Below are 17,075 nucleotides of genomic sequence, written 5' to 3' on the forward strand. Positions count from 1 at the left end.
TTAATTGATACCTTTGCGCTAAATGCATGTAGTGATTGTGAAGTTCCTTTAGGGCCTGAAGCGATGTTCTGCAAAGCATGCAGTAAGGTTTATAGAATCAAATGTATTGGTTGTGGAAAGATAAACAGTTTAGAGGATAATTTTTGTTCGAACTGTGGAGGGAAGGTGTTAAAAAGTGAATAATGATACTAACAATGAAATTATAGAAGTACTGTTAGAATATCTCCCGAAATTATCAGTGTCGATGAATACGATAATGAATTATATCAATAATGCATTGTTACAAGAAGATGATAGTCAGTTATCGAAAGCGAAAGAGCAAATAAATGATGAATTGAAAGTAGTCATACCAAGTCTAGCGGAGTTTTATGAAGGTCTTACATATGATAAATTGACTAAAAACATTACTAGTGATGAAATATCAATGATGAAATCGTTTGATGGTGCAATGAATGATGTGCTAGCTGGATTAGGAATCATGTTGGATTGGGTTCTTGGAGATACTGATGATGATGATGATATAAAACGTGCAATTAACTGCATGTATTTAGGAACTCAAGGAATTATGAAAGTTGTAAATGAAATTACAGATGAAAAATAAAAAGAGCCATTAGGCTCTTTTCTTGTATAATTTACAGGTATAGAACAAGTAAGCTACAATATTTGTATACAAAAAGAAAGGGGGATAAAAATGGGAGAGTTCACAAAAGAACCTGGTGGTCACAGAGTAGCTGATCCTGGTGTAGGTTGGCATAACGAACCAGGCGGTGGCGGTTGGAAATATGACGAAGATCCAGGAACAGGGTGGAAACCAATTTATGGTCCGGGGACAGGTGTATAAAAGAAAGGGGAGAGTGAGATTATGAAAAGCTACATAAAAGACCCAGGAGGTTCAAAGGTAATTTCTGATCCAGGAGGAGCAGGTGGAAGTCCATTAGTACTTGATCCAGGTAATGGGGGCGCAGGATTAAAAATAGAACCAGGTGGACATAGAATGAATGAGCCAGGTGGTGGAGGTTTAAAAAATAATACTGATCCAGGAGGATGGTAATTATGTTATTACACTCTAAAGAATCACAGGAACCTGGTACAGGGTGGAAGTTATACGATCCGGGGACAGGAGTAGGTGTGGGTATTTTCGATCCAGGACCAGGCGGGGGATATACAACTGATCCAGGTGGTGGATGGCGAAAAGAACCGGGAGGCTTAAGAAAATGAAACGAGATAACTATGATCCAGGCGGTTTAGGTGGAAGTCAATTGAAGTATGACCCAAATCCGGGTGGAGGGTATTGGAAAGATCCAGGTGGCGGAATGGGGATGTATGATCCTGGGGCAGGTGGAGGATACATAAAAGATCCAGGCACAGGAATATAAAAAAGAGAGCCAAGTGCTCTCTTTTTTTGTGAAAATTTGTTAATTTTTACCGTTGCGATTGGAAATGTTTTCTACTACAATCGACTCATAACAATTCTTTTTTCTCGTTTAAGAATTGCGTGTAAAACTTGAGTTGTTTACAGAATTGTTCTCGTTGGGATTCATCTAGGCCTGCGAAAACCGTTTGAATTTCATCGAGAACATTTTCTAAGTGCTTTTCACTTGTCGTGAATTTTCGGCCCATTAGTGTATCGACAGAGATATCAAAAAATGACGCGATACGATCTAGCGAATCCAAATCCGGCTCATTAAAATTAGTTTCCAAATTACTAATCTGACTACGGCTTAATTGGACTTTATCGCCGAATTCGGCTTGTGTTAAAGTGCGAGCATTCCTAAATTTTTTTAAATTTTCTCCAAATGTATTCATGCCTTTATTATAAATAAGGCAATATTTTTAGACTATATATACCAAATAATTTGCCTTAAATATTATATTTGCTTAATTTTTTGGACTATATTTAAAAATAAACTAGAACAAGTGTTCTTTTGATGGTAAAATATTCTTAGTGAAAAAGGAATTTTCGAAAAAAACTTTCTCAACATGATTTGATAATAAACTGAATGGAAGATTCTAAATCTTGTGATAAACTGATTTTAAATATAAAAATAAGAACAAAAAAGACCCATAGCGCAGCAAAAGTAGTGTGCAGCCACTCTTATGCTGTTCCCCTAATACGGTAGGGAAAATACTTGCCATGAGTCAGCACAAGTATAACATATAAACTTAAAAAAAACTTGAATGGTATAGGTTTTCTATTGAGAAAGTTCAGGGAAGGTGTCTCGCGTTCAAAGGAGGCTTCGTTATGAATAAAGTATCTAGTTTAAGTGGTATTGTTTTAGATGATGAATTAAATTCAGTAAAGCTTTCAAAAATCACAAATTTATCACAGTCAAATTTATGGAAAACATTGAATGGAAAAGTACCTATGACTTTCGCAAAATTAGTTAAAATATTGAGTGGTCTTGACTCTGAAGAACAGAAGATGGCAGTGGTTCAAGAATTTTTAAAGTATACAGATAAAGAAGCTGATATAAGAACTGCAATGTATTATTTATATCAGTCAGGTTATACGGAATTACTTCATGATCTTGTTGAGAACGATTATAAACAATCTGTAACTAATAATTATAGAGATATATTCCGAGTTTGTTTAGATAGACAAACTCAATCATTGAGATCGGGAGCGTTTCTTAAAGAAATTGAAACATTACGTACAAAAGTTAATTTAAATAAAACAGGTGTGAATATTCTTGTGAATACCTTAAGTGTATATGGTTATTTTGATTTAGGGGCATATAATGTATTAACTGTTCTCCAAGGAATTATTCAGGAGAAAATTGATAAAATGCCAAAAGGCTTAGAAAAGACATTAAACGAAGTAGAATTAAATATAATATGTGCATATGCAAGTTTAATGCAAGACGAAGTAAAAACGGCAAGGGAATTATTACAGCATGTACTAGAGAAACAAGAGATTCCGCGTTTATTGAAAGCTACAGCACTTAGTATTTTTGCTGAGAGTTATATTTTCAGTAATCCTGATAAAGCATTGTATTTTTTTGAATTATCGCTTTCAGAATTAAGAAAGATTAAGAATAACAAATCATTACTAAAAAGAAAATTAGTGGAAAATACAACTGCTTTCTGTTGTATTATTCATAATATTCCTGTAAAATTAGAATATATACATGACGACGCTGAAATTGCGTTACAGTGTATTCGTCAAAACAAGAACAGTGAAGCTTGCAAAATATTAAATCAAATCAGCAATCGAACTGCAACTCAAGATTTTTATTTATCGATTGCGATGAATGATGAAGAATTGAGAAAAAAGGCATATCACCGGTTCTTAAAGGACGGAAACTTATTCTACATAAAAATTTTTGATATCTTAAAGTGAGGGACAGTGAGAATGAAAAAAATAATTGCTAGTGTAGTTATTGCATGTACGCTCGCATTATCAGTGTTATCGATTAGTTCGGTACCAACTAAAGATAATCAAGCAACAGGAAAAGCAAAAGAAGTACAACTAATGAAAATGGATCCAGGTACTTTAGGATAACAAATAAATTAAAATGCCATTGCATCTAAGGGTGCAATGGCATTTCGTACGTTTAAGGGGTTATTCATTTTCTACAATTTGATATTTTTGAATAATTAAGGATGATGGGGGAACCGAGGATGGAAAATGTACTAGAGAGCACTTTATGGGAAATGTTAAAATTAGGAGCATTAACTACAGATGAGAATGAAAAAAAATTGGTAGAGAATATAAAAAACATAGTAAAAAAAGAAAAAAATGATTGTTAGCCCAATTGCTGACAATCATTTTTTATTATGGCCTACAGCAGCCTTCATCATATCCAGTAACATATCTTGTTTTTCTTTTGGCATCTTCTCTAACATATCAATTAGTTCGTTAAATTCTTTTCTTAATTCAGTGAACTGAACTGCATTTAATTCCGGATCATCAGATCGGCCTAATAAATAATCGACAGATACGTTTAATACATCTGAAATGATAACTAAAGTTTCGTTAGATGGTGAACTATAGCCTGTTTCATAATTAGAAATTGTAGTTTTAGTTACTTTAGTTTCCGTATCCAACTTTTCTTTTATTTTTAATGCTAATGCATCTTGTGTTAATCCACGTTTCTTTCTAGAAAGTTTTATTCTTTGCCCTAAAATAGTCATAAATTCACCCCATATATATTATATCCAAAACTGTAAACTGTTTTCTAATTTAAAAGTACAATTAAATTGTACTTTGTTTGTAAAAGTTTTGCATTAGTTTTTAAAATTTTGTTTAAAAATCCAAAAAACTCAAATATTATTATTGACAGTACAAAAAACTTGGATATATAATGAGTGTAACAAGTTCAAGAAAGTTGGATTTTAGGAGGTGTCATCATGGGAAAGAAACGACACAATTTAATTAAAGCTCGTAAACGTAAAAACTTTACCCAGGAACAACTAGGAGCATTGATAAATAAACAGAAAACGGTAATCAGTAATTGGGAAACTGGCTACGCAACTCCAACATTAGATGATGCAATGCAAATAGCGCAAATATTAGAAGAAGACATATATAATCTTTTTTTAGGTGTTGAGGTTCAAGAAAATCAAACTTTTTTTAAAAAAGTTCAATTGTAAGATGGCTTAAATAAAAAATGAAAAGGAGCTAAAAACATGTACCAAATAAAACAGTTACCATTCTCACTGAAAGCAGAGGATGTACAAGAATTCTTAAATATTTCTCGATCAGCAGCATATGCACTTATGAAGAGAAAGGATTTCCCAACAATTGTGATTGGAAAAAGTAAACGGGTTAAAGCGGAAGATTTTCTTAAATGGGTAGAAGCACAAAAGGTGGGAGCAAATGCTAGTTAAAATTAAATTTCGGATTTTTAACAAAATTACCGTTTGATAAATAAGGAGGTGATTTAGTGGAAGATACAACATCATTAGTCATATTTGCAATGTTAATCGCATGCGGTTCATGGTTACTTTACATCACTTATGAGCCAATAAAACAATGGGCTTGGAGTGACGTAGAACAAAATAAAAAGACCCATGGCAGTGGGTCCTTTAAGAAAAAACACTTGTTATAAGTATATCACGGAAAGTAGGGAAATAGTACATGCGTTTAACTGAATATCAAGTGCTATTACCTAATAAATTCTGGAACTTAGCAGAGAGCAAGGACGAATTAAAGGAAATGATTGAACAGTATTTCAAAGTTGGTTATCCACATTATGAAATTCAACGAATAATCAAAAGTGGACAAGCATATGTGGCAGTTTGTATTAGGAGGTAAATTTTTATGGTAAACGTAGTAACTGAAATTGGTGGATTAAATTTCAAAGGTAATGTAGTGGATCATGAATGGTTTAATTACATCACTTTTAGTAATGGTAAGCCTCACATTGTAGCAATTATGGTATTGAGTGAAATCGTCTATTGGTATCGTCCTACAGTTATTCGAGATGAATATACTGGCAAGGTTACTTATAAGAAAAAATTCAAATCAGATAAGTTACAAAAGAGTTATCAGCAATTAGCAGAAACATTTGGGTTTTCAAAACTACAAGTTAAACGAGCTTGTGACTTATTAGTGGATATGAACTTAATCGTAATCGAATTTAGAACAATTATTGTAAATGAAATCACTTTAAATAATGTAATGTTCGTTGAGCCTAAAGTAAGTGAAATAAAAAGCATATCAAGTATGTATCAACAAGTCGAAGAAGACCCTGTTGACTTTGAAGTAAAGAGGGTAGTTATTTCAAAATCAGGTACCTCTTCACATGAAAGTAATGAAGCTCCTGACTTTAAAGTAAAGACAAATACAGAGATTACTACAAAGAATACTACAGAGAATGTAAGTAGTAGTAGCATCTTCTCTTTCTACGAAAATAATTTCGGGATTTTAAATTCATTCATAGCCGAAAGTATTTCGCAATGGGTAAACGATACAAGCGAAGAACTTGTAAAGGCAGCTATGGAACGTGCTTTGAAACATCAAAAGAAATGGAATTATGCTGAGGGCATTTTAAAACAGTGGGTTAATAAAAACATTCGTACTTTAGCTGATGTTAATGCAGCAGAAATAGAGTTTAAAAACAAAGGTAAAAAAGGAGAGAAAAACAATGCAAGCGTTAGGAAAAACAGTAGCTTCATCGAAAAATACGATTTTGAGTAAATTTGCTCAAAGTTATGTGTTGTCTCCTAATAGATGTACAAATGTTTTCTTGGTCGGCAAAGACAAAATTAAAGACGTTTGTAATAAACGCTTACTTATAGATACAAAAACGAATGAAGAGTTTTGTCCACAATGTAGATCGGTAGAGCAAGAGGATCAGCAACTTGCAAAAGAAACATTGGCCATTAAGAAGAAGAACGAAATTATTCATTTATACGATTCGTTTTCAGATAACAGCCTTATAAATCCTAAGTTGAAGCAAGCAACATTTGATAGCTATGAACCGCCTACCAAAGAATTAGCAAAGGCTAAAGAAGTAATGATGGATTTTGCTAAAAACTTTGATCCTAACAAGTCAGAAAGTATTGTAATTACAGGTGACTATAGAGTCGGAAAGAGTCATTTATGTGTAGCAGCTACAAAAGAAATTATGAGAAAAGGCTACAGTGCAATGTTTATTGAAATGAATGCACTCTTCACAAAAATTACATCTACATGGAACAAAAATAGCGAATTAACAGAGGACAAGCTAATGTCTATTCTCGCAAATGTGGATGTACTTGTATTAGATGACTTTGGAGCCGAGTTCACGGAAAAAGATGCTGAGGGAGTTACTTGGAAGAAAACGAAAACAAAGGATATTCTCGAGCGTAGGCTAGGCAGAACAAACTTATTTACAACAAACTTTAGAGTTATGGAGTTAGCTGGAATGTACGGAGAACGTGAGTTTAGTCGGATTATGGAAGATACTCAAGTATTGAAAATGTATGGTGAAAATTACAGTTTGCGTAACTTCAAAAAGGAGGAATAAGCATGTGTGCATTATGTCATGATACAGGAATTATTCGTAAAGAAACTTATCCAGGTGTCACTATAACAGAAGGCTGTAACTGTGAATTAGCCAAGCAACAGCAAAAAGAAAACGATAAGCGTTGGCAAGCGTGGTTAATTAAATTTGAATCAATGAAACAAGAGTTGCAACAGAATCAACAACAAAAAGTTAGCTAACAAGAAAAAGGGGGATTTCAGTCGTATGAAGCCTACGAAAGTTGAAATCGATGTTACTGATAATAAAATTTATGTGGTCAAGAATGGTGAGGTTACGCCACTGAATCCTCCAGTAACAGGGTTCGGGGAACAAGTAATCACTTGGCAAGGCGGAAAAGTTGATCGTGTTTCAACTACGATCACAGAAAAAATTAAATAACTGGGGATACGATTATGAAGCAATTAACAATCGATGATGTTATAGGTAGTTTCAATTACAACGCGATAAGCACCAGTGAAAAGTTTTTGAATCCAAGCTATGAGGTCCATTTTTACGATAAAGAGGAACGGCAAAAGCTGGATTGTTTTGATGCTAAAACTGAAACTGACGCTTGGAACGCAACAATAGAAGAGCATGGAAAAGGTATTCAGAAGATTAGGATAACTCATTCAAATCGTACCAGAGCTGAATTTCTAGCACTGGATTAGGAGGAAAAGTGATGGCTTTCAATCGTTGGTTAACTGATGAGGAATATCAGCAAGCTGAATCAAACGGTATTAGCAGAAGGGTTCTTTACATGAGAATGTACAGATACGGTTGGGAACTACAAGAAGCATTGACCACACTGCCAAGAACATATTGGCATATGAACGAAGGGAAAAGCAATAAGTGGTTGGAATTGGCAACGGAAAACGGAATCAATTCAAGTACTTTTTATAGCAGGGTAAATAATGGTTGGGATCCTAAAGATGCAGCAAGTATTCCGACGCGTAAACAAATGGACAGGAAGGAACTTGTTAAGATTGCTGAATCCAATGGCATCAGCGTAAGTACTTTCAGATCTAGATTGAGTTATGGATGGGAACCGATAAAAGCAGCTACAACACCAGCTAAGGCAAAAAAGAAAAATATTATTTAAGAGGAGTAGATGAAAATGAAAATAATGGGAAACGGTGTATTAGAAGCAACGAAATTAATGAGCAAAGCAAAGGAAGGACAAGCCTTAATGAACAACAATCAAATTTCTGAATTAGATCAATATCAAGAAGCGGCATTACGTACATGGAATACAAATCAGGATTTTGGTGGACGTGTTTTAAATGCAGCATTAGGCATTTCGGGAGAAGCTGGTGAGATTGCTGATATTGTAAAAAAAGCTATTTTCCACGGTCATGGATTTGATCCGGCTCATTGTCCAGGAGAAGAAGAAGGGAATACGCATAAAATCGCTTTAGAGCTGGGAGACATCTTATACTACATTTCGATTATGTCTCACGAAATGGGATATACCTTAGAAGATATCGCTCAAATGAATATTGCAAAATTAGCTAAAAGATATCCGGATGGTTTTAGTAGAGAAGCAAGCCAAGCACGTGTAGATGTAAAATAAGACAAAATTTGAATTTTGTTAAGAAAAGGAGCTGGAGATAATGAGAGAACGTGAAAATTGGGATGTATTATGTGAGGTTTGCGATAAAACGATTGAACGTGGAGTAGCAACAGAATCTGGAGATAACTACTGTGACACATGTTACGACAAATTGGCATATGAGAACCAAGCTAAATGAATTTCAATTTTGTACAAAAACGGAGGGGAAAAGATGGCCTTTAGAACAGAGGAAATCAAAACATATAAAACATTTGTGATTTGTGATGATTGCAGAAAGAAAGAATCGCTATGTACAACGGATTGTCCGCCTAGTTTTGATACTAAAATGAACGGTGCGTTATCAAAGGGATACACATTCAAAGATACAGGTAAACAGTTCAAAAATTATTGTAGAGATTGCAAAGGGAAGCATGAGGTAATGAAAACAGTCATTAAAGGTTTTCTTGAAGATTATGACGGATTGATTGTTCTGAGTGATATTAGAAATTTTAAAGATGAAAAAGAATTTGTTGAACAAGCTGAAAAATATATCTTAGAAAATAGAGGTCATCGTATACCGATTCTCACTCCGCAAGTAACGGATATTATTGTTGGTGATGAAGAATGGAAACCTGGAGATGATCCAGATATCGAAGGAGAAAAAATTACAGTATATTGTTCGGAATTAGATTGGGAGAACCCGGAAGAAAACTAAACAAAAGCGTTATTTGGTCGGAAAGGGGGATTATGATGTATCCATTTTATGTAGATGGTGAAAAGGTATTTTCATTTTCTTATAAGCCAAGTAAAGGCGTTGTGAAAGATGATGATACTGGCAAGTGGTACGAAATAACAAAAGTCGAGCAAGGACGCGGGCGTAAGGTATATGGCAAGGAAACATGCAATTTGGATAGTTGGAACTGGAAACCTTATAACAATTAATCGAAAAGGGGATGGAAATCATGAGAGAACGTGAAAATTGGGATGTATTGTGTGAGGTTTGCGATAAAACAATTGAACGTGGAGTAGCCACAGAATCTGGTGAGAATTATTGTGACTCATGTTACAACAAGTTGGCATACGGGGGCAAACCTAGTCAATTTAAATCCTGTAAAAAAAGTGAGGGGTACAAATGAAAGATAAAATGGAAGGTGTCATACGCTGCGTTCAATATGAATACGAGCAACTAAATAGAAAAGTCAAAAAAGTTAAAAGAAGAAAAAAATGAACTTTTAGAACAATTGGCATCATGTAGAGAGCATTTGCTTCCATTAATGGAAAATCACAATGATTATGAAGAATTGCTTGCTTTGACTGTATCCGATCCACTGCAAATATCATATTTGTGTAAACGTGTAGCAGAAGAGTTTTATGCATTGAAATAAATTTAAACAAAATTATTATTTGAGAGGGGAATGGAGCGGATGAGATATACAAGAAATAGACAAATGACAAAAATAGGTGAAGAAAATTTTATAGGAATGAAGAATTTCAAAATCTCAACGATACGAAAGTTTGATGGGAGGTTTCCTAATAGATTAGACCCAACTTTTAAATGGATCAGAAAATCACTTGTGACTGGCAGAAATACAGTGTTTTTTCAGAAAGGCGTATGGTTACACATTATAAAAGTTAAAACACAATAAAAACGCTATTTTATTAGAAAAGGAGGGTTGCTTGTGATTAACCAAATTCACAACATGGATTGCTTAGAAGGAATGAAATTACTGCAGGATAAATCGGTAGACATGATTCTATGCGATTTGCCGTATGGGGTGACTGCACGAAACAAATGGGATGTAATAATCCCTTTCGATAAATTGTGGGAACAGTATGAACGGATCATTAAAGATGATGGAGCAATCGTATTAACAGCAACTCAACCATTCGCATCAAAGTTAATTATGAGTAATCCCAATCTATTTAGATACGATTGGATTTGGGAAAAGACATTAGCCACAGGTCATTTAAATGCAAAGAAGATGCCAATGAGGGCCCATGAGAGTATTTTAGTTTTTTATAAAAAGCTACCAACATACAACCCTATAAAAACAACGGGACATACTCCTGTTAATTCATATACAAAGCATCAAGATGATGGTAGTAACTACGGAAAAACGAAGATTGGAATAAGTGGCGGAGGAAGCACAGAAAGATATCCGAGAAGTGTACAACGTTTCTCTGCAGATAAACAAAAGGAAGCTATGCATCCTACTCAGAAGCCAGTTGCTCTTTTTGAGTATCTTATTAAAACATACACAAATGAAGGTGAAACAGTATTAGATAATTGCATGGGATCTGGAACAACTGCAGCAGCAGCTGTAAATACGAATCGTAACTTTATAGGGTTCGAGATTTTGGAAGAATATTGTGCTGCAGCTAACGAACGGATTAATAATATGCAGAGAGTATTACAAGTAATTTGAACAAAATAATCCTTTTGTAGATAAGGAGAGATTGAAGTGGAAACATTCGATATGGGATTAAAAAGTAATTGGAGAGCATTTAAAGAATTTGTGGAGAATAAACAAAAAGATTATTTAACTAAGTATTACTTTGTATTTGAAGAATGTGATGGTGGTAATATATCTTACGTTTTCGTACAACATAACGAATTGGACGAATGGTTAGAAAAAGTATTTTGGGAATGGTTGCGTTATGATACTGATGATTTAACAAATTCAATGAATGATATAAAAGTTTGGAAACTAATATCTGAGGATGAATTTAAAAAATGGAATCCACTTTATAAAGGGTCAAGAAAAACATCTATTGTTATTAATGGTGAAGTGTACTATAGAAAACTAATAAAAATCAACGTAGAGCCGTCTGTAATTGTGTCAACTGATATTCATTAAAATATTTTTTGAAGCGAGGTTGGGAGAATGAAAGGTTTGAAGAAAAGAAAAATTAGAAAAGCGATTGCTCGTCGTGCAAAAGATGTGGAGAAGTATCAAGTGAATAGAGCTTGGAGAAACATTTTTGTACAAGCTGGTATTTTAAAGTGAATGCAAACAGAATATAGTCCGGCTAGAAAACTAGAGGACACCAATTTTTAGAACAGTAATTAAAGCTGTTTTAGGAATAGGTGTCCTTTTTATTTTGGAAAGGGAGATGGGGAAATGAAGGGGTTAAAAGATCAGTTACGTGAATGGAAAAAGCAATCGAATCGAGCAAAGAAGAAAAAGAAGAAAAAACGAAAAGAGAAATTAAGTACTCGTGAAATTGAGGATTTAATGGGGATGCATAGACCTTGCTATGAACGAAGACGTGGAGCAATAAGACAAAAGTAATTTAAAAATAAAAAGGAGTGGTCTTACATGACTAAACAATTATCTTTCTTACCAAAAATCGATAGAACAGCGACACAAGAGGAATTAGAAGGTGTGTTGGAAAGCGTACGTATACATAGACAATTTGGGATGATGCGTAAAGAAATGAAAGTCACTCCTTCTTATGAAGTACGCGAGCATGGTCCTACACATACAGTTGGTAAACCATTAGAAGATGTTGCTATGGCAAATATTCAACAAAGCAAACGAGAAGAGTGGCTTGAAAGAATGTCTGTACGTATTGATCAGTTTCTAAATCGATTAGGAAACGGACGTGCAGGAAGTATTCAAAGAGATATTATTTATAAACGATATTTAGAAGAAGAAGATGTATGTGATTACATGGTTTATAACGAAATAGGGATGTCAGAGCGTACTTATCGACGTTGGAAGTCTAAAGCATTTTATAAGCTTGCTTTTGCACTTGGATTAGAAGTTTACGAGACAGAAGAAAAGGGAGGTAATGAATAATGAATTTTGTTCAACCGATACGTGATCCGGAGCAAATACAGCAGTTAAAAAATTATTTTAAGGGAAAGAGCTTACGTAATTACATTCTCTTCATTATGGGAATCAATACAGGCCTGAGAATCTCGGACATTTTGAAATTAAAGGTAGGAGATGTCAAAGGTAGTCATATATCTATGAGAGAGAAGAAAACAGGGAAACAGAAACGAATACAAATTACTGCAGCATTAAAAAGAGAACTAAAATGGTTTATAGAAGAAAGGGAAGATCATGAATACCTTTTACAAAGTAGACAAGGCAAGAATCGCCCTATCGGCCGCAGCATGGCATATAAGATATTAAGTGGAGCAGCGGCAGAGTTTGGGCTAGATGAAATAGGAACACATACACTGAGAAAGACGTACGGGTATCATATGTACATGCAAACAAAAAACATAGCATTACTTATGGAGATATTCAATCACTCGTCAGAGAAGGTCACGTTACGTTATATAGGTGTAAACCAAGATGCAATGGATAAAGCAATGACTAGGTTTAAAATCTAAGCATTGCTTTTTCTTTTTAAATCTATACAGTTACTCATAAATTCCGTACTGTGTAACTCAAAAGAGAAAGTTAAATGAAATCAATGATAGCAAGGGATTTGGCGAAGGGGTCAGTTACACACAATACAAGATATGGGTAACTCATTAGAGAAAGAACAGCGGAAATAAGTAGTTGCCAAAAACCACTGATTTGGGTAAAACAGTTGCAAAGAGTAAGTTAAGATATTGATAGGAAAAATAAGTGGCAGAGTCGTGACCGCTTTTTGGCAGGATATGTGCCGGTTGTTTTGGAATTCACGTGATATATTTGTATTGTGAGAAGTGGCGGAAAACACAACTCACAATGTTCCTTTATAAACTATATGTTGTCTAAACGATTTCGTAATGATGGCACATAAAATCCGAAACCAGCAGATGGTAATGATTGAATGGTACCATTATTAGGGAGAGCTTTTGCTCTTCTTCCAGTTACTTAATATTGTTGATACATATCAGCGGTTCATTATTAGGTGATTGGAATAAGGATAAAACTTCACGTACCGGAATTAAAGTACAAATTAATAACCTATTTCAAAGCATCCATACGGGTGCTTTTTATTTTGGAGGAGGATTCACAAAATGGCTAATAACAAATTAATTATTGAAGTAACTGCTGATACAAATGAAGCATTAGAAGGGATTAAGGAAGTAACAGAAGCTGCAAATGAATGTGCGGAAGCGTTAGAGAAGTTGGAAAAGGTCATGGGTAAGTTTATAGGTAAGAGTGAATTGGATGGAATCACAGTAAAAGTTCTTACTGTTTTAGATGGGAAGACAATTAGTGAAGCTGTTTCTAGAATTCAACAAACGGCAAATACAATTGTTTCAAGAACATGCTAAGGAAAGATAAGGAGTGAGGATAGATGCAAGTCTATTGTTCTAGTTGTAATAAAGATTACGATATGCAACCGCAAGTAGTACAGCTTCCTAATCGTATTGAAAAGTGTTACTTCACGTGTCCTCATTGTAAGCATGAACATGTTGCTGCGTATGTGAATGATAAGATTCGTAAGCATCAAGCGGACATCGCAAAGTGTCATGAACGGATTAATAAAAAGAATCTTGCTATCGAGGATGAAATGAAACGGTTGAGGAAGAGGATGGAGGGAAGTAAATGATGATATTAACCTATCTTATTATTGGTTTCCTTTATAGTTCCATTGCGATGTATCCAGTTGCGAGGGATGTTGGACAGAGAAAGAAACATGATGGTGTACATATAGTAAGTACATTTATAATCTCTATTGTATTTGCAATTTGTCTCGCGCCTCTCTGGATTATTCTTCTTGGGTTTAATATAGCGAAGTTATTTTATAGATGGAAGAATAGAAACCAAATGAAGTGTGAATGTTTTAATTGCGGTTATGAATCAACAATAGATATAGTAACTGAATCTGGTAAACGTTGTTCACAATGTAATGGTATAACAATACCTAAACCTACAGGTGATACACATGCCAAGTAAACCATTCAAGCCATGCAAGTCGTTAGGTTGTAATGAACTAACACGGGATAAGTATTGTATCAATCACCAAGATAAAGTACAGGAGACCACAAGATACTATGACAAACACATACGAAACAAAAGCTCACGCTCATTCTACAACTCAAGATTGTGGAAGGATATGCGTGAGCTTATTTATCGTAGAGATCATGGCTTATGTGTTCAATGTAGAAGCAATGACATCATTAAGATAGGAGATGTAGTCGATCACATCATACCTATTCGAATGGATTGGTCAAAACGATTAGAACCAACTAATTTACAAACACTCTGTCACGCTTGCCATAACAAGAAAACAAAAGAAGATGAGAAGAAAAACAAAAAATAATTCGAAAGAAAAAATTCATAACCAACCCCCCACCATGAAAAAGCAAAAGGCGACTTCCTGGAGACCGCCGCCTAGCTTTCCGTGTAAAAAGTTCGTTTTATTCCATAAAAGGGGGTTCAGTCGAGGGAGGTGGTTCTCATAGGAAGGAAAGCGAAGCCGATTCATTTGCATTTATTAGAAGGTAATACAAATCGATTGACAAAAGATGAAATTGAACAACGATTAAAAGCTGAAAAACAGTTGCAAGCAAAAAAAGACAAGGTAAAGCCACCAACGTGGTTAGATTTAGTTGCAAAGAAAGAGTTTAGGAGAATTGCTGGTGAATTACTAGAGCTAGACGTTATCACAAACATAGATGTGAATGCATTAGCAACGTATTGCGATGCTTATTCTGACTATGTTGAATGCACCAAAATTATCCGAGAAGAAGGACTTCTTGTTGAATATACCAATAAGGCAGCTGAAACCAATAAAGTTCCACATCCACTACTTACAAAGAAGAAGCAGTTGCATGAACAAATGAAGGCTTTGGCTGTTGAGTTTGGTCTTACACCAAGTGCAAGGGCGAAAATTGTCATTCCAAATATCAAACAAGGTCCGAAAACAAACGTAGAAAAGGAGTTTGACGTATAACATGATCAGAGAATGGATGTTGGACTACTGTGATGATGTATTAAATGGTGAAGTTGTGGCTTGTCAGAAGCATAAACAAGCTTGTAAGCGATTTTTAAGAGATATTGAGCGTGAAGGTTCTGAAGATTTTCCATATGTTTTTAAAGAAGAAAAAGCGCTTCGTTTTTTAAAGTGGATGTCTCTTTTTAAACATACAAAAGGAAAATTAGCAGGTCAGAGAATTGAACCGCATTCCATACAAATTTTCGTATTTAGCAATATTTACGGATGGGTTCATCGTAATACAGGATTAAGGCGTTTTAAAAAGGCGTATTGGCAAGTTGGACGTAAAAACGCAAAGTCTCAATCTTTAGCGTGTGTAGGCTCTTATGAAGCAATGGCATTTGGTGAAAATATGTCAGAAGTCTACATTGGTGCTACGAAAACAGAACAAAGTAAAATTGTCTGGAATGAAATTAAAGCACAAATGAATGGATGTGAAGATTTAAAAGGAAAGTTCAATATTGCGTATGGGAAAATTGAACACCTTAAAACGGATTCTTTTATTTCCGCGCTCTCAAAAGATGCTGGGAAATCTGGTGATGGACTGAATGTTCAGTGCGGAATTATTGATGAATATCACGCGCATCCTACTTCTGAAATTTATGATGTTCTGGTTTCAGGTTCGGGCGCTCGTCCGAATCCACTCATGATGATTATAACGACAGCTGGTTTCAATTTGAGCCATCCTTGCTATCGTGTGGAGTATCAATATGTTTCTAAGATTTTGGACCCTAATATTGATATTGAAAACGAAGAATACTTTGTCATGATTAATGAGTTAGATAAAGATGATGAGATTACGAATCCAGAAGTGTGGGAGAAAGCAAACCCAATCCTATGTAGTTATGAAGAAGGACGTACTTTCTTAAAGGGAGAACTTCAATCAGCCCTTGATGTACCTGAGAAAATGCGTAATTATCTCACGAAAAACATGAATAGATGGGTGGATATGAAAGAAAATGGCTACATGGATATGCAAAAATGGAAAGATTGCAAAGAAACGGTGGAATTATCCGAATTAAAAGGGTTGGAGTGCACAGTAGGTGTCGATTTATCAGCAAAAATTGACTTAACAAGTATTTCATTTGAATTTAAAAAGGATGATAAGTATATCGTAATTAGTCATAGCTTTATGCCAGAAGATACGTTAGCTGAAAAGAGAAAAACGGATAAAGTCCCTTATGATCTGTGGGTACAACAAAAATGGATCACAACAACACCTGGTGCAGTAGTTGATTACGAATATATTAAAACGCATATTAGAAATATGGAAAAAGATCATAAATTTAAAATTAAAGAAATATGTGCTGATCCTTGGAACGCAACACAATTTATGCAAGACATGGAGACAGAAGGGTATACCATGATAGAAATACGCCAAGGGATGGCAACTTTATCAGGCCCTACTAAGGATTTTCGTGAACAAGTGTATCAAAAGAAGGTCATCCATAACAACAACCCTGTACTGAACTGGGCAACTAGTAATGCTATAACAAAACAGGATGCTAACGAAAACATTATGTTGGACAAGTCAAAAACAACAGAAAGAATTGATCCGATAGCGGCTGTAATTAACTCGCATGTTCGATGCATGCTTAATTCTGGTGAGATGGACTTAAACTCCTATATTTTAAGTCAAGATTTCTCATTCTAGGAGGAATCACATGCGATTCTTATTATTTTTC

Annotated in this window: 37 protein-coding genes; 35 read left to right on the plus strand and 2 right to left on the minus strand. The window is 34.8% G+C overall.

Annotated elements, in window-relative coordinates:
* Positions 1-63: 63 nt before the first annotated feature.
* The 6 genes from IQ781_RS28495 to IQ781_RS23550 all read left to right on the plus strand — a co-directional run bounded on the left by IQ781_RS28495 (position 64) and on the right by IQ781_RS23550 (position 1,376).
* Entirely contained in the window at positions 64-183 is a 120-nt protein-coding gene (locus IQ781_RS28495) for a double zinc ribbon domain-containing protein (RefSeq protein ID WP_481748671.1), read from the plus strand.
* Positions 176-601, plus strand: coding sequence for a hypothetical protein (locus tag IQ781_RS23530; RefSeq protein ID WP_242808164.1), 426 nt, complete (start codon positions 176-178; stop codon positions 599-601). The genes IQ781_RS28495 and IQ781_RS23530 overlap by 8 nt, the downstream gene beginning before the upstream one ends.
* 90 nt (positions 602-691) lie before the next feature.
* Positions 692-841 carry a hypothetical protein gene (locus IQ781_RS23535; RefSeq protein ID WP_242808165.1) on the plus strand — a complete coding sequence of 50 codons (150 nt, stop codon included), beginning with the start codon at positions 692-694 and terminating at the stop codon, positions 839-841.
* Between the two features lie 21 nt (positions 842-862).
* Entirely contained in the window at positions 863-1,051 is a 189-nt protein-coding gene (locus tag IQ781_RS23540) for a hypothetical protein (RefSeq protein WP_029438037.1), read from the plus strand.
* 2 nt (positions 1,052-1,053) lie between these two features.
* Positions 1,054-1,218, plus strand: a complete 165-nt coding sequence (locus tag IQ781_RS23545) for a hypothetical protein (protein WP_192797195.1) — start codon at positions 1,054-1,056, stop codon at positions 1,216-1,218.
* On the plus strand, positions 1,215-1,376 hold the full coding sequence (locus IQ781_RS23550; RefSeq protein WP_175423370.1) for a hypothetical protein: 162 nt from the start codon (positions 1,215-1,217) through the stop codon (positions 1,374-1,376). The genes IQ781_RS23545 and IQ781_RS23550 overlap by 4 nt, the downstream gene beginning before the upstream one ends.
* 85 nt (positions 1,377-1,461) lie before the next feature.
* Here IQ781_RS23550 and IQ781_RS23555 read toward each other — a convergent pair whose 3' ends face one another.
* Positions 1,462-1,806 carry a helix-turn-helix domain-containing protein gene (locus tag IQ781_RS23555; protein ID WP_001091277.1) on the minus strand — a complete coding sequence of 115 codons (345 nt, stop codon included), beginning with the start codon at positions 1,804-1,806 and terminating at the stop codon, positions 1,462-1,464.
* A 436-nt stretch (positions 1,807-2,242) separates the two neighbouring features.
* On the opposite strand from IQ781_RS23555, the gene IQ781_RS23560 reads away from it, so the two are divergent.
* The 3 genes from IQ781_RS23560 (at position 2,243) to IQ781_RS28200 (ending at position 3,750) form a co-directional block, all read left to right on the plus strand.
* Entirely contained in the window at positions 2,243-3,340 is a 1,098-nt protein-coding gene (locus tag IQ781_RS23560; protein WP_089148318.1) for an AimR family lysis-lysogeny pheromone receptor, read from the plus strand.
* Between the two features lie 12 nt (positions 3,341-3,352).
* Positions 3,353-3,502 (plus strand): hypothetical protein, encoded by a 150-nt coding sequence (locus tag IQ781_RS23565; protein WP_100618357.1) that lies wholly within the window; start codon positions 3,353-3,355, stop codon positions 3,500-3,502.
* A gap of 119 nt (positions 3,503-3,621) precedes the next feature.
* Entirely contained in the window at positions 3,622-3,750 is a 129-nt protein-coding gene (locus IQ781_RS28200; RefSeq protein ID WP_000432511.1) for a hypothetical protein, read from the plus strand.
* 15 nt (positions 3,751-3,765) lie between these two features.
* Here IQ781_RS28200 and IQ781_RS23570 read toward each other — a convergent pair whose 3' ends face one another.
* Positions 3,766-4,134, minus strand: coding sequence for a helix-turn-helix domain-containing protein (locus tag IQ781_RS23570; RefSeq protein ID WP_000153812.1), 369 nt, complete (start codon positions 4,132-4,134; stop codon positions 3,766-3,768).
* A 216-nt stretch (positions 4,135-4,350) separates the two neighbouring features.
* On the opposite strand from IQ781_RS23570, the gene IQ781_RS23575 reads away from it, so the two are divergent.
* The 26 genes from IQ781_RS23575 to IQ781_RS23700 all read left to right on the plus strand — a co-directional run bounded on the left by IQ781_RS23575 (position 4,351) and on the right by IQ781_RS23700 (position 17,044).
* Positions 4,351-4,593 (plus strand): helix-turn-helix transcriptional regulator, encoded by a 243-nt coding sequence (locus IQ781_RS23575; RefSeq protein ID WP_000516833.1) that lies wholly within the window; start codon positions 4,351-4,353, stop codon positions 4,591-4,593.
* Positions 4,594-4,629: 36 nt separating this feature from the next.
* Positions 4,630-4,830 carry a helix-turn-helix domain-containing protein gene (locus IQ781_RS23580; RefSeq protein ID WP_000284332.1) on the plus strand — a complete coding sequence of 67 codons (201 nt, stop codon included), beginning with the start codon at positions 4,630-4,632 and terminating at the stop codon, positions 4,828-4,830.
* 56 nt (positions 4,831-4,886) lie between these two features.
* Positions 4,887-5,051, plus strand: coding sequence for a hypothetical protein (locus tag IQ781_RS23585; protein ID WP_000390305.1), 165 nt, complete (start codon positions 4,887-4,889; stop codon positions 5,049-5,051).
* A 29-nt stretch (positions 5,052-5,080) separates the two neighbouring features.
* Positions 5,081-5,257, plus strand: coding sequence for a hypothetical protein (locus IQ781_RS23590; protein ID WP_001241124.1), 177 nt, complete (start codon positions 5,081-5,083; stop codon positions 5,255-5,257).
* Positions 5,258-5,263: 6 nt separating this feature from the next.
* Positions 5,264-6,142: a DnaD domain-containing protein gene (locus IQ781_RS23595; protein ID WP_242808166.1), complete on the plus strand. Its 879-nt coding sequence runs from the start codon at positions 5,264-5,266 to the stop codon at positions 6,140-6,142.
* Positions 6,090-6,953, plus strand: coding sequence for an ATP-binding protein (locus IQ781_RS23600; protein WP_119683346.1), 864 nt, complete (start codon positions 6,090-6,092; stop codon positions 6,951-6,953). The genes IQ781_RS23595 and IQ781_RS23600 overlap by 53 nt, the downstream gene beginning before the upstream one ends.
* Before the next feature lie 2 nt (positions 6,954-6,955).
* A complete protein-coding gene (locus tag IQ781_RS23605) occupies positions 6,956-7,150 on the plus strand; it encodes a hypothetical protein (protein ID WP_242808167.1) in 195 nt (64 codons plus the stop codon).
* Positions 7,151-7,175: 25 nt separating this feature from the next.
* The gene (locus IQ781_RS23610) at positions 7,176-7,349 is read left to right on the plus strand and encodes a DUF3954 domain-containing protein (RefSeq protein WP_000805174.1); all 174 of its coding nucleotides are present in this window, start codon (positions 7,176-7,178) and stop codon (positions 7,347-7,349) included.
* A 14-nt stretch (positions 7,350-7,363) separates the two neighbouring features.
* Positions 7,364-7,618, plus strand: coding sequence for a hypothetical protein (locus tag IQ781_RS23615; protein ID WP_242808168.1), 255 nt, complete (start codon positions 7,364-7,366; stop codon positions 7,616-7,618).
* A gap of 11 nt (positions 7,619-7,629) precedes the next feature.
* Complete coding sequence (locus IQ781_RS23620) at positions 7,630-8,049, plus strand: hypothetical protein (protein ID WP_242808169.1); 420 nt, start codon at positions 7,630-7,632, stop codon at positions 8,047-8,049.
* Positions 8,050-8,064: 15 nt separating this feature from the next.
* On the plus strand, positions 8,065-8,520 hold the full coding sequence (locus IQ781_RS23625; protein ID WP_242808170.1) for a nucleoside triphosphate pyrophosphohydrolase family protein: 456 nt from the start codon (positions 8,065-8,067) through the stop codon (positions 8,518-8,520).
* A gap of 40 nt (positions 8,521-8,560) precedes the next feature.
* The gene (locus tag IQ781_RS23630; protein WP_242808171.1) at positions 8,561-8,698 is read left to right on the plus strand and encodes a hypothetical protein; all 138 of its coding nucleotides are present in this window, start codon (positions 8,561-8,563) and stop codon (positions 8,696-8,698) included.
* 33 nt (positions 8,699-8,731) lie between these two features.
* Complete coding sequence (locus IQ781_RS23635; protein WP_242808172.1) at positions 8,732-9,214, plus strand: hypothetical protein; 483 nt, start codon at positions 8,732-8,734, stop codon at positions 9,212-9,214.
* A 35-nt stretch (positions 9,215-9,249) separates the two neighbouring features.
* Complete coding sequence (locus IQ781_RS23640) at positions 9,250-9,441, plus strand: hypothetical protein (protein ID WP_098285164.1); 192 nt, start codon at positions 9,250-9,252, stop codon at positions 9,439-9,441.
* A gap of 737 nt (positions 9,442-10,178) precedes the next feature.
* Positions 10,179-10,925, plus strand: coding sequence for a DNA-methyltransferase (locus IQ781_RS23645; RefSeq protein ID WP_242808173.1), 747 nt, complete (start codon positions 10,179-10,181; stop codon positions 10,923-10,925).
* A 36-nt stretch (positions 10,926-10,961) separates the two neighbouring features.
* Positions 10,962-11,357, plus strand: a complete 396-nt coding sequence (locus IQ781_RS23650) for a hypothetical protein (RefSeq protein WP_242808174.1) — start codon at positions 10,962-10,964, stop codon at positions 11,355-11,357.
* Between the two features lie 27 nt (positions 11,358-11,384).
* Complete coding sequence (locus tag IQ781_RS23655; protein ID WP_242808175.1) at positions 11,385-11,507, plus strand: DUF3983 domain-containing protein; 123 nt, start codon at positions 11,385-11,387, stop codon at positions 11,505-11,507.
* A 114-nt stretch (positions 11,508-11,621) separates the two neighbouring features.
* On the plus strand, positions 11,622-11,792 hold the full coding sequence (locus IQ781_RS23660; RefSeq protein WP_242808176.1) for a hypothetical protein: 171 nt from the start codon (positions 11,622-11,624) through the stop codon (positions 11,790-11,792).
* Positions 11,793-11,819: 27 nt separating this feature from the next.
* The gene (locus IQ781_RS23665; protein ID WP_242321823.1) at positions 11,820-12,302 is read left to right on the plus strand and encodes an ArpU family phage packaging/lysis transcriptional regulator; all 483 of its coding nucleotides are present in this window, start codon (positions 11,820-11,822) and stop codon (positions 12,300-12,302) included.
* Positions 12,302-12,844, plus strand: coding sequence for a site-specific integrase (locus IQ781_RS23670; protein ID WP_242808177.1), 543 nt, complete (start codon positions 12,302-12,304; stop codon positions 12,842-12,844). The genes IQ781_RS23665 and IQ781_RS23670 overlap by 1 nt, the downstream gene beginning before the upstream one ends.
* Before the next feature lie 618 nt (positions 12,845-13,462).
* Positions 13,463-13,723, plus strand: a complete 261-nt coding sequence (locus IQ781_RS23675; protein ID WP_242808178.1) for a hypothetical protein — start codon at positions 13,463-13,465, stop codon at positions 13,721-13,723.
* A gap of 23 nt (positions 13,724-13,746) precedes the next feature.
* The gene (locus IQ781_RS23680) at positions 13,747-14,001 is read left to right on the plus strand and encodes a hypothetical protein (RefSeq protein WP_242808179.1); all 255 of its coding nucleotides are present in this window, start codon (positions 13,747-13,749) and stop codon (positions 13,999-14,001) included.
* A complete protein-coding gene (locus IQ781_RS23685) occupies positions 13,998-14,348 on the plus strand; it encodes a hypothetical protein (protein ID WP_242808180.1) in 351 nt (116 codons plus the stop codon). Before IQ781_RS23680 ends, IQ781_RS23685 begins: the two co-directional genes overlap by 4 nt.
* Positions 14,338-14,715 (plus strand): HNH endonuclease, encoded by a 378-nt coding sequence (locus IQ781_RS23690; protein ID WP_242808181.1) that lies wholly within the window; start codon positions 14,338-14,340, stop codon positions 14,713-14,715. The genes IQ781_RS23685 and IQ781_RS23690 overlap by 11 nt, the downstream gene beginning before the upstream one ends.
* Positions 14,716-14,844: 129 nt before the next feature.
* Positions 14,845-15,348 carry a phage terminase small subunit P27 family gene (locus IQ781_RS23695; protein WP_242808182.1) on the plus strand — a complete coding sequence of 168 codons (504 nt, stop codon included), beginning with the start codon at positions 14,845-14,847 and terminating at the stop codon, positions 15,346-15,348.
* Between the two features lies 1 nt (position 15,349).
* The gene (locus IQ781_RS23700) at positions 15,350-17,044 is read left to right on the plus strand and encodes a terminase large subunit (RefSeq protein ID WP_242808183.1); all 1,695 of its coding nucleotides are present in this window, start codon (positions 15,350-15,352) and stop codon (positions 17,042-17,044) included.
* The last annotated feature ends 31 nt before the right edge of the window (positions 17,045-17,075 follow it).

Origin of the sequence: Bacillus sp. N447-1, assembly GCF_022701035.1 — a bacterium.
Taxonomy (GTDB): Bacteria; Bacillota; Bacilli; order Bacillales; family Bacillaceae_G; genus Bacillus_A; species Bacillus_A cereus.

What these genes read in the sequence shown, in the direction of transcription:
- IQ781_RS28495 (WP_481748671.1), top strand. Translation starts at nt 64, where the DNA reads ATGTTCTGCAAAGCATGCAGTAAGGTTTATAGAATCAAATGTATTGGT.
- IQ781_RS23535 (WP_242808165.1), top strand. Translation starts at nt 692, where the DNA reads ATGGGAGAGTTCACAAAAGAACCTGGTGGTCACAGAGTAGCTGATCCT.
- IQ781_RS23540 (WP_029438037.1), top strand. Translation starts at nt 863, where the DNA reads ATGAAAAGCTACATAAAAGACCCAGGAGGTTCAAAGGTAATTTCTGAT.
- IQ781_RS23545 (WP_192797195.1), top strand. Translation starts at nt 1,054, where the DNA reads ATGTTATTACACTCTAAAGAATCACAGGAACCTGGTACAGGGTGGAAG.
- IQ781_RS23550 (WP_175423370.1), top strand. Translation starts at nt 1,215, where the DNA reads ATGAAACGAGATAACTATGATCCAGGCGGTTTAGGTGGAAGTCAATTG.
- IQ781_RS23555 (WP_001091277.1), bottom strand. Translation starts at nt 1,806, where the DNA reads ATGAATACATTTGGAGAAAATTTAAAAAAATTTAGGAATGCTCGCACT.
- IQ781_RS23560 (WP_089148318.1), top strand. Translation starts at nt 2,243, where the DNA reads ATGAATAAAGTATCTAGTTTAAGTGGTATTGTTTTAGATGATGAATTA.
- IQ781_RS23565 (WP_100618357.1), top strand. Translation starts at nt 3,353, where the DNA reads ATGAAAAAAATAATTGCTAGTGTAGTTATTGCATGTACGCTCGCATTA.
- IQ781_RS28200 (WP_000432511.1), top strand. Translation starts at nt 3,622, where the DNA reads ATGGAAAATGTACTAGAGAGCACTTTATGGGAAATGTTAAAATTAGGA.
- IQ781_RS23570 (WP_000153812.1), bottom strand. Translation starts at nt 4,134, where the DNA reads ATGACTATTTTAGGGCAAAGAATAAAACTTTCTAGAAAGAAACGTGGA.
- IQ781_RS23575 (WP_000516833.1), top strand. Translation starts at nt 4,351, where the DNA reads ATGGGAAAGAAACGACACAATTTAATTAAAGCTCGTAAACGTAAAAAC.
- IQ781_RS23580 (WP_000284332.1), top strand. Translation starts at nt 4,630, where the DNA reads ATGTACCAAATAAAACAGTTACCATTCTCACTGAAAGCAGAGGATGTA.
- IQ781_RS23590 (WP_001241124.1), top strand. Translation starts at nt 5,081, where the DNA reads ATGCGTTTAACTGAATATCAAGTGCTATTACCTAATAAATTCTGGAAC.
- IQ781_RS23595 (WP_242808166.1), top strand. Translation starts at nt 5,264, where the DNA reads ATGGTAAACGTAGTAACTGAAATTGGTGGATTAAATTTCAAAGGTAAT.
- IQ781_RS23600 (WP_119683346.1), top strand. Translation starts at nt 6,090, where the DNA reads ATGCAAGCGTTAGGAAAAACAGTAGCTTCATCGAAAAATACGATTTTG.
- IQ781_RS23605 (WP_242808167.1), top strand. Translation starts at nt 6,956, where the DNA reads ATGTGTGCATTATGTCATGATACAGGAATTATTCGTAAAGAAACTTAT.
- IQ781_RS23610 (WP_000805174.1), top strand. Translation starts at nt 7,176, where the DNA reads ATGAAGCCTACGAAAGTTGAAATCGATGTTACTGATAATAAAATTTAT.
- IQ781_RS23615 (WP_242808168.1), top strand. Translation starts at nt 7,364, where the DNA reads ATGAAGCAATTAACAATCGATGATGTTATAGGTAGTTTCAATTACAAC.
- IQ781_RS23620 (WP_242808169.1), top strand. Translation starts at nt 7,630, where the DNA reads ATGGCTTTCAATCGTTGGTTAACTGATGAGGAATATCAGCAAGCTGAA.
- IQ781_RS23625 (WP_242808170.1), top strand. Translation starts at nt 8,065, where the DNA reads ATGAAAATAATGGGAAACGGTGTATTAGAAGCAACGAAATTAATGAGC.
- IQ781_RS23630 (WP_242808171.1), top strand. Translation starts at nt 8,561, where the DNA reads ATGAGAGAACGTGAAAATTGGGATGTATTATGTGAGGTTTGCGATAAA.
- IQ781_RS23635 (WP_242808172.1), top strand. Translation starts at nt 8,732, where the DNA reads ATGGCCTTTAGAACAGAGGAAATCAAAACATATAAAACATTTGTGATT.
- IQ781_RS23640 (WP_098285164.1), top strand. Translation starts at nt 9,250, where the DNA reads ATGTATCCATTTTATGTAGATGGTGAAAAGGTATTTTCATTTTCTTAT.
- IQ781_RS23655 (WP_242808175.1), top strand. Translation starts at nt 11,385, where the DNA reads ATGAAAGGTTTGAAGAAAAGAAAAATTAGAAAAGCGATTGCTCGTCGT.
- IQ781_RS23660 (WP_242808176.1), top strand. Translation starts at nt 11,622, where the DNA reads ATGAAGGGGTTAAAAGATCAGTTACGTGAATGGAAAAAGCAATCGAAT.
- IQ781_RS23665 (WP_242321823.1), top strand. Translation starts at nt 11,820, where the DNA reads ATGACTAAACAATTATCTTTCTTACCAAAAATCGATAGAACAGCGACA.
- IQ781_RS23670 (WP_242808177.1), top strand. Translation starts at nt 12,302, where the DNA reads ATGAATTTTGTTCAACCGATACGTGATCCGGAGCAAATACAGCAGTTA.
- IQ781_RS23675 (WP_242808178.1), top strand. Translation starts at nt 13,463, where the DNA reads ATGGCTAATAACAAATTAATTATTGAAGTAACTGCTGATACAAATGAA.
- IQ781_RS23680 (WP_242808179.1), top strand. Translation starts at nt 13,747, where the DNA reads ATGCAAGTCTATTGTTCTAGTTGTAATAAAGATTACGATATGCAACCG.
- IQ781_RS23685 (WP_242808180.1), top strand. Translation starts at nt 13,998, where the DNA reads ATGATGATATTAACCTATCTTATTATTGGTTTCCTTTATAGTTCCATT.
- IQ781_RS23690 (WP_242808181.1), top strand. Translation starts at nt 14,338, where the DNA reads ATGCCAAGTAAACCATTCAAGCCATGCAAGTCGTTAGGTTGTAATGAA.
- IQ781_RS23700 (WP_242808183.1), top strand. Translation starts at nt 15,350, where the DNA reads ATGATCAGAGAATGGATGTTGGACTACTGTGATGATGTATTAAATGGT.